The following is a 13,308-nucleotide window of genomic DNA, read 5'->3' as shown; positions in this document are numbered from 1 at the left end:
GCTCCCACATTGATTATGTGTACGACGCAAAACTAATGTGGGAGCGGCGGTGCGGCGATCCGACTTGCTCGCGAAAGGGCCCGACCAAACACCACAAAAATATCAGACAAAAAAAAAGCCCCGCCTCTCTCAAGACGGGGCTTCTTCATTCAGCGCCTGATCAGGCCGCCGGTTCCAGCTCAGCGCTGGTAGTGGCAGCTGCAGTGACTGGCACTACCGCTTGACCGCTCAACGCCAGATCCAGCAACTCACGGTTGGCCACCGCATACATGGCGTAATCAGTGCCGCTGGCGGCACGGATTTCTACCAGCATGGCGCGCCAGCGTTCGATCATGCCTTCGTGCTCTTCCATCCACAGCTCAAGACGGGTTTCCACGTCCTGGGTGCCGTCGCCCTGTTGCAGGACCGAGATGGTGATCGCACGTTGTTGCCAGTCGACGTCATCGCGGAACGCTTCACGGGCCAGGGCCTGCCAGTTGTTTTCAACCGGCAGAGCGCTGATCTGTTGCAGGTACCAGGTGATGTCCAGCGCGCTGCCGACAGCGAAGTAAGCCTTCGCCACGTCAGCTGCGTTCTGACCGGTCACGTCGGACGCCTCGATGATCGGCAGCAAGGTGTACAGGTGAGTGGTGCCTGCAACCATGCGCGCCAGCAACTCAGGAACGCCAGCCGCGACGTACGCCTGATAACGGGTCTGCCAGCCTTCGCGGGTCGGGCCTTCCAGCAGTTCGTCGAGCTTGAGGCCCAGCGCTGCCAGATGTGGACCGAAGTGCGCGACGTCACGGGCAGCGTTCTGCTCGTTGCGACGGCTGCGCAGGAACCAGCGCGTAGCGCGACGGCCCAGACGCATCAGCTCGTCCATCAGCTCCAGTTGCACGTCAGCGGAAACCTGGTAATCCAGGGCCTCTATCTGCCGGAACCAGTGCGGGAGGTGGAAGATATCCCGAACTATCACATACGCACCCGCAACATTCGCCGGGCTCATGCCGGTCGACTCTTTCAGTCGTTGAACGAAGGTAATGCCCATGTGGTTGACCAGATCGTTGGCGATCTGGGTGCTGACGATTTCGCGCTTCAGACGGTGACGGCGCATGGCGTCGGAGAACTTGCTCACCAGGGTCGGCGGGAAAGCGGTTTCCATGTCGCACGTCAGGTAGTCGTCGTCCGGCACCTGGGAGTTGAGCAGCGCTTCCTTGAGGTCGATCTTGCTGTAAGAGATCAGCACTGACAGCTCGGCACGGGTCAGGCCATGGCCTTCCGCGAGGCGCTCGTTGATCGCTTCTTCAGCCGGCAGGAACTCGATGGCGCGATCCAGCTTGCCGCGGCCTTCCAGATCGTTCATCAGACGCTTGTATTCGGCAATCCGCACGAAGGCACGGCGTGCTGCCAGAGACAGTGCTTGAGTCTGCTTGTAGTTGTTGCCCAAAACCAGGTTGCCGACTTCGTCGGTCATGCTCGCCAGCAACTGGTTACGTTGCTTGTCGGTCATGTCACCGGCATGAACTACTTCGTTCAGCAGGATCTTGATGTTTACTTCGTGGTCGGAGCAGTCCACACCACCGGCGTTGTCGATGAAGTCGGTGTTGGAACCGCCGCCATTGAGGCCGAATTCGACACGACCCAGCTGGGTCATACCGAGGTTACCGCCCTCGCCCACGACTTTGCAGCGCAGTTCGTTGCCGTTCACGCGCAGCGCATCGTTGGCCTTGTCGCCGACATCGGCGTGGCTTTCGCTGCTGGCTTTGACGTAAGTACCGATACCGCCGTTCCACAACAGATCCACCGGTGCCTTGAGCAAGGCGTTCAGCAGTTCGGTTGGGGTCAGCTTGTCAGCCTGAATGTCGAAGCGCTCTTTCATCTGCGGGGAAATCGCGATGCTTTTCGCGCTACGGGAGAAGATCCCGCCGCCTTCGGACATGATGCTGGTGTCGTAATCCGACCAGGCCGAACGCGGCAGGTCGAACAGGCGCTGACGCTCGGCGAAGCTGTTGGCCGGCTCCGGGTTCGGGTCGATGAAGATGTGCAGGTGGTTGAACGCTGCGACCAGTTGCAGCTTGTCGGACATCAACAAGCCGTTACCGAACACGTCACCGGCCATGTCGCCGACGCCGACCACCGTGATGTTGTCTTCCTGAACATTGATGCCGCGTTCACGGAAGTGACGTTGAACGCCAACCCACGCGCCCTTGGCGGTGATGCCCATTTTCTTGTGGTCGTAACCGGCCGAGCCGCCCGATGCGAATGCATCGCCGAGCCAGAAGCCGTAGTCGATGGCGATGCCGTTGGCGATGTCGGAGAAGGTTGCAGTGCCCTTGTCCGCAGCGACCACCAGGTACGGGTCATCGTCGTCATGACGCACGACGTTGGCCGGCGGTACCAGCGCCCCGTCTTTCAGGTTGTCGGTGATGTCCAACAGGCCCGAGATGAAGATACGGTAGCAGGCGATGCCCTCGGCCGCGATCTCGTCACGGCTGCCGCCCAGTGGCAAGCGACGCGGCAGGAAGCCGCCCTTGGCGCCCACCGGCACGATGACCGAGTTCTTCACTTGCTGGGCTTTTACCAGGCCCAGGACTTCGGTACGGAAGTCTTCTTCACGGTCGGACCAGCGCAGACCACCGCGAGCAACGTTGCCGAAGCGCAGGTGCACGCCTTCGACGCGTGGCGAGTAAACGAAGATTTCGAACTTCGGTACTGGCTTCGGCAGCTCTGGAATCTGGTGCGGGTTGAACTTGAAGCTGAAGTAGGACTTGTTCTGACCGTGCGCGTCGGTCTGGTAGAAGTTGGTCCGCAGGGTGGCCTTGATCAGGTCCAGGTAGCGACGCAGGATTCGGTCTTCGTTCAACACCTGGACGTCGTCCAGTGCGCTCAGAATCGCGTGTTCCAGGCGTTGCTGCTTGTCTTCCAGATCGTCAGTACCGAGCTTGCGGGCCAGGTAGAAACGGGTTTTGAACAACCGGGTCAACTCGCGAGCGATATCGGTGTGGTTGTTCAGGGTGCTGGCGATGTAACCCAGGTCGAAGCCCAGGCGAATCTGCTTCATGTAACGGGCGTAGGCACGCAGCAGCGCGACATCGCGCCATGGCAGGCCGGCGGTCAGCACCAGACGGTTGAACGCATCGTTCTCGGCATCGCCGCGCACGATGTGGACGAAAGCGTCCTGCAAGGTGTCGTTGAGTTGCTGGATGTCGAGTTCCAGGCCTTCAGCAGCGGTGAACGCGAAATCGTGAATCCAGAACTCGCGGCCATTGTTGTGACGCAGGCGATACGGGAATTCACCCAGCACGCGCAGGCCGAGGTTTTCCAGGATCGGCAACACGTCGGACAGTGCCAGCGGGGTATCGGCGTGATACAGCTTGCAGTGCAGCTCGCGCTGACCAGAGACCTGACCCAGTGGCTGATAGAAGCTCATCACCAGCGGATTGGATTCTTTCAGGCTCAGCAGGTGCTGCATGTCGACCACGGCCGAATGCGCGGCAAAACGCTCGCGGTAACCGGCCGGGAAGCCTTTCGGGAAGTCGGCCAGCACGTTGGTGCCGTGAGCTTCGCCGAAGCTTTCGACGACCAGGCTCGCGTAGTCGTCCTGCCAGCTGCGGCAGGCTTGCACCACTTCTTTTTCCAGCAGAACCGGGTCAATGTCCAGACGGTTCTTCGGATCGACGCGCAGAATCAGCTGCACGCGGGCCAGCACGGACTCGGAGAAGAAGGTCCAGAACTCACAGTCCGAGGCTTTCAGGCGATCCATCAGCACTTGCTGGATCTTCTGGCGCACTTCGGTGGAGTAGATGTCGCGCGGCACGTAGGCCAGGCAGTAGCAGAAACGGCCGTACGGGTCTTTACGCAGGAATACGCGAATCTTGTTGCGTTCCTGGATCTGCACGATCGACATCACGGTGCTGAACAGCTCATCCACCGGGGTCTGGAACAGATCGTCGCGCGGCAGCACTTCAACTACCTGGGCCAGTTCCTTGCCCAAGTGAGCCTTGGCCTGGAAGCCCGAACGGCGTTCGATTTCTTCGACCTTGCGGCGGATGTACGGGATGACCCTCACGCTCTCGCCATACACCGAGGAGGTGTACAGGCCCATGAAACGGCATTCCTTGATGACGTTGCCGTCGGCGTCGATTTCACGGATCGACACGTAATCCGGGTAAGCCGGACGGTGTACACGGCTTGGGTGCGCAGCCTTGGCGAACGACAGCAGGGTCGGTTCGCGCAGGTAGTTCACGGCGTAGTCTTCGATGCGCAGGTCATCGTAGGTCAGGCCGGTGCGCAGCAATTTGGTCAGGCCGAGGAAGGAGTCCTGGTCGTAGACGATGTGGCCGCCATCGGCTTCGTCGCGAACCACGAATTCTTCATAGCCCAGGAAGGTGAAGTGGTTGCCCACCAGCCATTCCAGGAAGCTTTTGATTTCGGCTTTTTCTTCCGGATCAACCTTGAACTGGCTGTTGTCCAGGCCGGTGAGGATCTCCTGGACCTTGGCTTTCATCGGTTCGAAATCGGCGACCGCGACGCGGACTTCACCGAGAACCTGTTCCAATTCCTTGCTCAGGACATTCAATTCGGCCGAATTGGCGCAACGGTCGATTTCCAGGTACATCAACGACTCTTGCAGCACGTCGTCGCCTTGGGTGCCTTTCGGCAGGATTTCCAACAGCTCGCCCTTGCTGCCGCGACGCACGCTCAGCACAGTGGTTTGCAGGGTGTGGATGCTGTAGCCGCGACGGTTCAGCTCGGTGCGTACCGAGTCCACCAGAAATGGCAGGTCGTGGTGCAGCACTTCGACCGCGGTGTGGGTCGACTGCCAGCCGTGGCGCTCGTAGTCGGGGTTGTAGACGCGCACTTGCGGTTGCGCGTGATCGAAGCGCTCAAGCAGGCGCCACGCAGAAAGGGTACAGCCGGCGAGGTCGGACAACCGACGCTGGGTCAGCTCGTCCAGGGAAATGATGCCGAAAAATTGTTCCGCGAACAGCGCCACTTGTGGCAGTGCCTGTTCACTGATGTGCTGGGCCAGTGCCGCTTGCAGTTGGTGCTGGAAGTCGGCTTTGCTGGCTGCGGTGAAGAACGCCATCTGTGGTACTCCGCTTGGGCTTGTTATTGATGGAAGCGTCGCGTGCAAACCCCTTTCGGGGCAATCCGTCACCCTGTTCCTGATTCTCGGGCAGAGGAAACAGGATGACAGGTGGGTGAAGCTGGACGAGACACTCAGGTCACATTCACCTTCCATGAATGGGCATCTGCAAAAACGACTGGGCAAGGTACAGCGCAATGCCTTTACAGGTGCTCATCCGTTGCGCAGCTTAACCAGTGCGGCAAGGCCCGTGCTTGCAGCGCTGCGACATATTCGGTCATCGGTACGCAGCTTGTGCCTTGTGCATCGAACAACACTAGCAGCCGCACGGCAAAACGGGGGGTTTAAGCCCGGTTTTGCGGCACATCCGTACCAGAAATGACCAGCAACACCCCAGATGCTCACGACACATCCTCTGACAACCAGACGAGCAGAAATTCCCGTCTGCTGGCAGAATCGCCCTTTGTTCGTCTTTACAACGCTCGTCGACCCAGGAATTCCCCATGCAAATGACCACCGCCCTCTTGATCGTCAACCCGTGCGATGACGAAGAAGACAACATGGCCATGCTCTGCTGCCACAGCGATCAGGGCGATATGTTCCTGATGACCCGTTACCCGGACGAGGACGCGCTGGACATCAGCCTCGGCGACGAGCCTTCGACCCTGGACGGCGTAAAAGTCACCCTCAGCCCTACCCGCCTGCTGATCGAAATCGCTGCCGCTGACGCCGATGCGCTGAATGGTGATGATTCGCTGGAAATCATTCACAGCACTGATGCGGCGGATTTGGCTGAAGTGGAAGAAACGTTACAGAACATTCTCAAGGGTACTGGCACCTACATCAGCGAGCTTTAATGGTGTCTGGGCGGTCCTCTTCGCGAGCAAGCCCGCTCCCACATTTGATTGCACTTCCCTTGGAGGAACGCGGTTAAATGTGGGAGCGGGCTTGCTCGCGAAGAGGACCGAAAGAACACCACAACCCTCCAAGCCCTGCAAAATCGCTAATCAATTCCCACACTTTGCACAAAATGCCGTTAGTCGCCGCCCCCCGCGATAGATTAAAGTAACGCCCCCAGCCCTGGCGTTATTCGAACGTCTTCGGTCACCCTTTCCAGGAACAGTCATCGATGGAACATCGTGAAGCGCTGCTAGCGCTGCGAACCTTTCTTTCAACGCAGATTCTCGGCCAGGAAAAACTCATCGAGCGCTTGCTCATCGCCTTGCTTGCCGACGGCCACATGCTGGTCGAGGGCGCTCCAGGCCTGGCCAAGACCAAGGCCATCAAAGAACTCGCCGAAGGCATCGAAGCACAGTTCCATCGCATCCAGTTCACCCCCGACCTGCTGCCCGCCGACATCACCGGTACGGAAATCTATCGCCCGGAAACCGGCAGTTTCGTGTTCCAGCAAGGCCCGATCTTCCACAACCTGGTGCTGGCGGACGAAATCAACCGCGCCCCGGCCAAGGTTCAGTCCGCCCTGCTCGAAGCCATGGGCGAGCGCCAGGTCAGCGTCGGGCGCAGCACGTACGAGCTGTCGCCGCTGTTTTTGGTGATGGCCACGCAAAACCCGATCGAACAGGAAGGCACCTATCCACTGCCCGAAGCGCAGCTCGACCGCTTCCTGATGCATGTAAAAATCGGTTTTCCGGACGCCACCGTCGAACGACGGATTCTGCAACAGGCCCGTGGCGAAGCGTTGAATGGCGAAACCAAGCCCGAGCGCCGGGTCAGCCAGCAGGCGATTTTTGCCGCGCGCAAGGAAATCCTCGGCTTGTACATGGCTGACGCCGTGGAGGAATACCTGGTGCAACTGGTCATGGCCACACGTACCCCGGCCAAGTTCGACCCGGAGATGGCCGAGTGGATCGCCTATGGCGCCAGTCCGCGCGGTTCGATTGCCCTCGACCGTTGCGCCCGGGCCCACGCCTGGCTGGCCGGTCGCGACTTCGTCAGCCCGGAAGACATTCAAGCGGTGCTGTTCGATGTGCTGCGTCACCGCATCATTCTTTCCTTTGAAGCCGAAGCCGCGGGCATCGACCAGGACCGGGTGGTCCAGCGGATTCTCGACGTCGTAGCCGTCGCTTGACCCCGATGAACGTCATCCTGCCGCCCGAGCCGGGCATCCGTGTCAGCCTCGCCGAGCTGATCGAGATGCGCCATCGTGTGCGTGAAGTGCAACTGTTTTCCACACCGAGCCAGCGCAGCCCGCTGATCGGCCTGCACCACTCCAAACTGCGCGGGCGCGGGGTGGACTTCGATCAGGTGCGGGTCTATCAGGCCGGCGATGACGTGCGCAGCATCGACTGGCGCGTCACCGCGCGGACCCAGGAACCCCATACCAAGCTGTTCCATGAAGAGCGCGAGCGGCCGATTTTCATCATGGTCGAGCAAAGTCGCCGGCTGTTTTTCGGCTCGGGGCTGATGTTCAAATCGGTGCTCGCCGCCCAGGCCGCGAGCCTGATCGGCTGGGCCGCACTGGGTCATAACGATCGGGTCGGCGGATTGGTGTTCGGCAACAACGAACACTATGAAATCAAGCCACGACGCAGCAAACAGAGCCTGCTGCAATTACTCAACCGTCTGGTGCGGGTCAATCAGTCGCTGCACACGGAAAACGAGCCGGACCGGGACGCCTTCAACATTGCCCTGCGCCGTGCCCGGGAAGTCCTGCGCCCCGGCAGCCTGGTGATCATAATCTGCGACGAACGCACCCTGACCGAAGGCGCCGAACAACAGCTGAGCCTGTTGTCGCGGCATTGCGATCTATTGCTGCTGCCGGTGTCTGATCCTCTCGATCACGCCCTGCCCGCCGCCGGACTTTTACGCTTCGCCGAACGCGGTGCGCAACTGGAACTCGACACCCTCAATTTCGAGCTGCGCCAGACCTATCGCGCCCAGGCCGAAGCACGCATCGCTCGCTGGGAATTGCTGGCGCAGAAGCTGCGGATATTGCTGATGCCCTTGAGCACCCAGAGTGAGATGGTCGAGCAACTGCGCGAGTACCTGAACCCACAGAAGCCGGGGAAAGGCCGATGAGCAGCCTCGATCAACTGCAACCGCTGATCTCCCCGCCACCGATCGAATTCTGGCCACCGGCACCGGGCTGGTGGCTGTTGCTGCTGTTAATACCGCTCATCGGTTTCGGTCTGTGGAAGGCAAGGCACTTCCTTCCGAGCAAGCGTCCGATCGTGCGCGCCGAACAACCGCTGGACCCAGTGCGCCTCGCCGCGCTGGCCGAACTGGCGCGGATGCCCAAACCCTACGACGGGGCTCCGGCCGGTGCCTGGTTGCAGCAACTCAACGGTTTGCTCAAACGCCTGTGCCGCAACCACTACCCCTACAGCCAGAGCCATACCCTCAATGGGCGCAAATGGCTGGCATTCCTCGATAATCGCTGCCCCGCCGCCGGCCTGACCCGCTGGATGGTGCTGGTCGAAGGCGCCTACAAACCCGAATGCAAACTCGACGACAAGGCCATCGCCGGCCTGACTCAGGCTGTCGACACCTGGATTCGTAAACATGTTTGAGTTCGCCTGGCCGTGGATCTTTGCCCTGCTGCCACTGCCCTGGCTGATGCGCATCGTGCTGCCTGTCGCCGACAGTGGCGAACCGGCGCTCAAAGTCAGCTTCCTCGGCGACCTCGAAGGTCTGGTCCGCCGCCGCGCCCGGGCCAACCTGCCGGCCTGGCGCCAACAGGCACCGTTCATTCTGCTGTGGCTGTTGTTACTGATCGCCGCGGCGCGCCCGCAATGGCTTGGCGAACCGCTGCCCATCGCCGCCAGCGGTCGCGATCTGCTGGTAGCGGTCGACGTGTCTGGCTCGATGGATTACCCCGACATGCAGTGGCAGGACGAAGACGTCAGTCGACTCACACTGGTTCAGCATTTGCTCGGTGACTTCCTTGAAAGTCGCGATGGCGATCGCGTCGGCCTGATCCTGTTCGGCAGCCAAGCGTATCTGCAAGCACCGCTGACGTTCGACCGACACACGGTGCGCGTGTGGCTCGACGAAGCGCGGATCGGCATCGCCGGCAAGAACACCGCCATCGGCGATGCCATCGGCCTGGCCCTCAAACGCCTGCGCCAACGTCCGGCACAAAGTCGCGTACTGATTCTGGTCACTGACGGCGCCAACAACGGTGGCCAAATCGATCCGCTCACGGCTGCGCGGCTGGCGGCTAGCGAAGGCGTGAAAATCTACCCGATCGGTATCGGCGCCGATCCGGAGCAAAGCGGCACTTTGGGTTTCCTTGGGGTCAACCCGAGCCTCGACCTCGATGAACCCTCCTTGATGGCGATCGCCGAAGCCACCGGCGGCCAGTATTTTCGCGCCCACGATGACAAGGAACTGCAAGCGATCAAGGACACCCTCGACAAACTGGAACCGGTGACCCAGCAACCGACTCAGGCCCGCCCGGCGCAGGCGTTGTACCACTGGCCGTTGGCAATAGCGTTGCTGTTGAGCATGCTGTTGGTGGTTCGCGAGCGCTGGCCGGACAACCCGTTTCGGCGACTGTTTACCAAGGATCTGTTTTTGCAATCGCAACTGCCCGACTGGCGCCAGCGGCTTAAACGCCTGCGTCTGCGGAGGCGCCGATGAGTGCACTCTGGCCGTACTTGTTCCGCCCCTGGTGGTTGCTGTTGTTGCCATTGCTCGGCTGGTTGCTCTGGCAGCTCTGGCATCGGCAGAAACGCGCCGGGCGCTGGCAGATGATTCTGCCACCGGCCTTCCATGCGGCGTTGCTCAGTGGTGGCAACGGTCGCGACAGCAAATTGCCATGGGTCATCCTTGGATGTGCCTGGGTGCTGACCGTTCTGGCGCTGCTCGGCCCGAGCTGGGAACGTGTCGAGCAAGCCAGTCAGAAGCCCGCCGACCCGCTGGTCGTGGTCCTTGAGCTGACCCCGGAAATGCTCGCCACCGACGTACCACCCAACCGGCTGGAACAGGCCCGGCGCAAGCTGTTCGACCTGCTGGAGAACCGCAGCGATGCCCAGACCGCGATCGTCGTCTACGCCGGCAGCGCTCACACGCTGGTGCCGCTGTCGGATGACCTGTCGACCAGCCGCAATCTATTGGATGCCCTCAAGCCTTCGCTGATGCCCCAGGCAGGACATCGCGCCGATCTGGCGGTGACCAAGGCCCTTGCCTTGCTGGATCAGGGTGCCCTCGGTGACGGGCGGATCCTGCTGATCGGTTCAACCTTGACCGAACAGGAACACCAAGGAATTCATCAGGCGCTGGACGGCAAGTCGACACAATTTCTGATGCTCGGTATCGGCACTGCCGAAGGCGCGCCGATCACCCAGGAGGACGGCAGTTTTCTGAAGGATGACCAGGGCGCGATTCTGGTGCCACATCTGGACGAACCAAGCCTGAAAGCCTTTGCCAACGATCTGGACGGACTTTATCGCCACGCGCGCCTGGACGATGCCGACTTGCGCGCACTCGGCTTGCTCGAGGGACCACGCGCGCTGCGCAACGACGGCCAGACCCTGCGCCTCGACACGTGGGCCGATCAGGGTTACTGGCTGTTGTTGCCGTTGTTGCTGCTGGCGGCGTGCGCCGGTCGTCGCGGTTGGTTGTTCTGCTTGCCACTGCTGTTTTTGCTGCCACAACCGAGTTATGCCTTCGACTTCAACGATTTATGGCTGCGACCCGACCAACAGGGTCTGATCTTGCTCAAGCAGAAGCGCGCGGCCGAGGCCGCGCAGCATTTCGAAGATCGACAATGGCAAGGTGTGGCGCTCTACGAAGCGGGCGACTACAGTGGCGCCGCCCAGCGGTTCGCCGAAAGCAGCGATGCCCACGCCCACTACAATCGTGGCAATGCCCTGGCCAAAAGCGGAGAGCTGGAAGCCGCGCTGGATGCCTACGAACAGGCGCTGGAGCGTCAACCGGATTTGCGCCCGGCCATGACCAACAAGGCGCTGGTGGAAAGTCTGCTCAAGCAGAAAAACACTCCACCGCCCGTTGCGCCGGACAAAAACGCCGGTAACGAGACCGAGCCCCCCACGCAAGAACCGCCGCCGGGCGCGGCCACGCAACCGTCGGATAGTAGCGAACCGAAAACCGACGGCCAACAAACCACGACGGACTCCGACCAACAGAGCAAAACGCCGTCGAAACCCGGCACCAATGAAGTCCCGGGCAGCGAACTAGGGAATGAAGACAGCACCCGACCACCGATGCGTCCGGCCAGCGACAGCATCGATGGTGAACAGCGCCAGGCGCTGGAGCAATGGCTGCGCAAGATTCCGGATGATCCGGGTGAATTGCTCAGACGCAGATTCTGGTATGAACAGCAACAACATCAGGATCAGGGAAAAACTCGATGACCCGCTTCACCGCCTTCTTGCTCGCGCTGCTGCTCTGGACTGTTCAAGCCCAGGCAGCGGGGCTGGTCGCCAGTGTCGATCGCAGTCGCCTGAACAGCGGCGAGACGATCGAACTGACCCTGGAATCCAACGACGTGACGCAGTTCGGCAAGCCTGATCTGACACCGCTGGAGCCGCTGTTCGACGTGCGCGGCACCCGTCAGGTCAACCAGTTGACCACCCTGAACGGCGACAACCGTGCGACCACGCGCTGGATCATCACCCTGCTGCCTCGGCAGAACGGCAGCGTGGTGATTCCGTCACTGCAACTGGGTGACGTGCAGAGCCAGCCGATCACCGTGCAAGTGGTCGAGACCGAAACCCAGGACAGCCCGACCCAACGGGACCCGGTGTTCATCGACGCCAGCCTCGATCAAAACAGCGTGTACGTACAAGCCCAGGCGATCCTGACCTTGCGCATCTACCATTCGGTGTCGCTGTACGACGACAGCAGCCTGCCCCCTTTGCAAATCCCCGATGTGCGCATCGAGCAACTGGGCGAGGCGCGCACCTACGAGAAAGACATCAATGGCCTGCGCCACGGCGTGATCGAGATGCGCTACGCGATCTACCCGCAACACAGCGGTGAGTTGATCATTCCACCGCAGATATTCAATGCCGCACTGGTCGACGCACACCCCGCTCAGGACGCCGCCGCCCAGGCACCGAAATCCGGCAAATTAATGCGGGTCAGCTCCGCCGAGATTCTGCTGACGGTCAAAGCCAAACCCGTCACCTACCCGGCCGACATGCCATGGCTGCCGGCCCGCAGCCTCAGCCTGAGCGAAAGCTGGAACCCGGAACCGGATCATGCGCAGGTGGGTGATTCGTTGACCCGCAGCCTGACGGTAAAGGCTGAAGGCCTGGCCAGTTCGCAATTGCCACCGCTGCCCGCCACCGACGTCAACGGCTTGCGGCGCTACCCGGATCAACCGGTGCTGGGCAACCAGAACAGCGAGCGCGGGCTGATCGGCAGTCGCGAAGATCGTGAGGCCCTGGTGCCAACGCGCAGCGGCGCAATCGAGTTGCCAGCGGTTGAAGTGATCTGGTGGAACACCTTCGAGGACCACCTGGATCACAGCAGCCTGCCGGCCCGAACCCTGCCAGTGGCGAACAATCCAAGCCTGATGGTCGACACCCCGGCCGGCATGCCACAAGTCTTTTCCGCTGCCGACAACGAAGCCCTCTGGTGGTGGAAACTCAGCAGCCTGATCCTGGCCTGCACCACCCTGCTGGGCTTCGGTCTCTGGTGGCGCGCCCGCTGGCAACCGGCGATCCTGCGCGCGGCGCAGACCGGCCCGAGCCCGCGCACCGTGCTCGACGATCTCAAGCGCGCCTGTCAGGCCAACGACTCCCACGCCACCCGCCAGGCCCTCGACGCCTGGGCCCGCCAACAACCGGAAACCCTGGCCGATATGGCGGCGCGTTTTGTGCCGCTGTCCGACGCCCTCGATGGCTTGAACGGCGCGCTCTACAGCGAAACCGGCCAGCATTGGCAAGGTGACGATCTGTGGCGGGCGATCAAGGCGATTCCGAATGCCGAGCGGGTTCAGGACCCGGTGGGTGACAGCGGGTTGCCGCCGCTTTACCCCAAATAACCACTGCCACCGCATTCCATGTAGCAGCTGGCGAAGCCTGCGTTCGGCTGCGCAGCAGTCGTAAATCCTGCTTGCACGGTTTGTCTGATACACCGCGTGTGCTGATTTTACGACTGCTGCGCAGCCGAACGCAGGCTTCGCCAGCTGCTATGTATGGACTCGCCCCCACGTTCAACCTGCTTTTTGAACACTGCTACCCGGTTGCATCTATGTATGAGGCCTGTTCGAGGAAGCCTTCAACGGCTTCTGGCCAACATTGGGTAAG

8 protein-coding genes are annotated in these 13,308 nt (G+C 61.2%); 7 read left to right on the top strand and 1 reads right to left on the bottom strand.

Features of this window, described 5'->3' with window-relative positions; all coding sequences use genetic code 11:
- Positions 1-160: 160 nt before the first annotated feature.
- Complete coding sequence (locus KGB23_RS06320) at positions 161-5,068, bottom strand: NAD-glutamate dehydrogenase (protein WP_223430323.1); 4,908 nt, start codon at positions 5,066-5,068, stop codon at positions 161-163.
- Between the two features lie 503 nt (positions 5,069-5,571).
- Between KGB23_RS06320 and KGB23_RS06315 the strand changes: the two genes are divergently transcribed.
- From KGB23_RS06315 to KGB23_RS06285, 7 genes are all read left to right on the top strand, one after another.
- Positions 5,572-5,925 carry a hypothetical protein gene (locus tag KGB23_RS06315; RefSeq protein ID WP_033054675.1) on the top strand — a complete coding sequence of 118 codons (354 nt, stop codon included), beginning with the start codon at positions 5,572-5,574 and terminating at the stop codon, positions 5,923-5,925.
- Positions 5,926-6,197: 272 nt separating this feature from the next.
- Positions 6,198-7,157, top strand: coding sequence for an AAA family ATPase (locus KGB23_RS06310; RefSeq protein WP_008030123.1), 960 nt, complete (start codon positions 6,198-6,200; stop codon positions 7,155-7,157).
- 5 nt (positions 7,158-7,162) lie between these two features.
- A complete protein-coding gene (locus tag KGB23_RS06305) occupies positions 7,163-8,107 on the top strand; it encodes a DUF58 domain-containing protein (RefSeq protein ID WP_046046923.1) in 945 nt (314 codons plus the stop codon).
- Entirely contained in the window at positions 8,104-8,598 is a 495-nt protein-coding gene (locus KGB23_RS06300; RefSeq protein ID WP_150657585.1) for a DUF4381 domain-containing protein, read from the top strand. The genes KGB23_RS06305 and KGB23_RS06300 overlap by 4 nt, the downstream gene beginning before the upstream one ends.
- A complete protein-coding gene (locus KGB23_RS06295; RefSeq protein WP_223430322.1) occupies positions 8,591-9,670 on the top strand; it encodes a vWA domain-containing protein in 1,080 nt (359 codons plus the stop codon). Before KGB23_RS06300 ends, KGB23_RS06295 begins: the two co-directional genes overlap by 8 nt.
- Positions 9,667-11,406, top strand: coding sequence for a tetratricopeptide repeat protein (locus tag KGB23_RS06290; RefSeq protein ID WP_223430321.1), 1,740 nt, complete (start codon positions 9,667-9,669; stop codon positions 11,404-11,406). Before KGB23_RS06295 ends, KGB23_RS06290 begins: the two co-directional genes overlap by 4 nt.
- The gene (locus KGB23_RS06285) at positions 11,403-13,043 is read left to right on the top strand and encodes a BatD family protein (protein WP_223430320.1); all 1,641 of its coding nucleotides are present in this window, start codon (positions 11,403-11,405) and stop codon (positions 13,041-13,043) included. Before KGB23_RS06290 ends, KGB23_RS06285 begins: the two co-directional genes overlap by 4 nt.
- The last annotated feature ends 265 nt before the right edge of the window (positions 13,044-13,308 follow it).

The sequence above is a fragment of the Pseudomonas sp. GL-B-26 genome (assembly GCF_019947405.1).
Lineage (GTDB): Bacteria > Pseudomonadota > Gammaproteobacteria > Pseudomonadales > Pseudomonadaceae > Aquipseudomonas.
The sequence above is the reverse complement of the archived record's forward strand: the minus strand, read 5'-3'. Positions and strand labels throughout refer to the sequence as shown.

What these genes read in the sequence shown, in the direction of transcription:
- KGB23_RS06320 (WP_223430323.1), bottom strand. Translation starts at nt 5,068, where the DNA reads ATGGCGTTCTTCACCGCAGCCAGCAAAGCCGACTTCCAGCACCAACTG.
- KGB23_RS06315 (WP_033054675.1), top strand. Translation starts at nt 5,572, where the DNA reads ATGCAAATGACCACCGCCCTCTTGATCGTCAACCCGTGCGATGACGAA.
- KGB23_RS06310 (WP_008030123.1), top strand. Translation starts at nt 6,198, where the DNA reads ATGGAACATCGTGAAGCGCTGCTAGCGCTGCGAACCTTTCTTTCAACG.
- KGB23_RS06305 (WP_046046923.1), top strand. Translation starts at nt 7,163, where the DNA reads ATGAACGTCATCCTGCCGCCCGAGCCGGGCATCCGTGTCAGCCTCGCC.
- KGB23_RS06300 (WP_150657585.1), top strand. Translation starts at nt 8,104, where the DNA reads ATGAGCAGCCTCGATCAACTGCAACCGCTGATCTCCCCGCCACCGATC.
- KGB23_RS06295 (WP_223430322.1), top strand. Translation starts at nt 8,591, where the DNA reads ATGTTTGAGTTCGCCTGGCCGTGGATCTTTGCCCTGCTGCCACTGCCC.
- KGB23_RS06290 (WP_223430321.1), top strand. Translation starts at nt 9,667, where the DNA reads ATGAGTGCACTCTGGCCGTACTTGTTCCGCCCCTGGTGGTTGCTGTTG.
- KGB23_RS06285 (WP_223430320.1), top strand. Translation starts at nt 11,403, where the DNA reads ATGACCCGCTTCACCGCCTTCTTGCTCGCGCTGCTGCTCTGGACTGTT.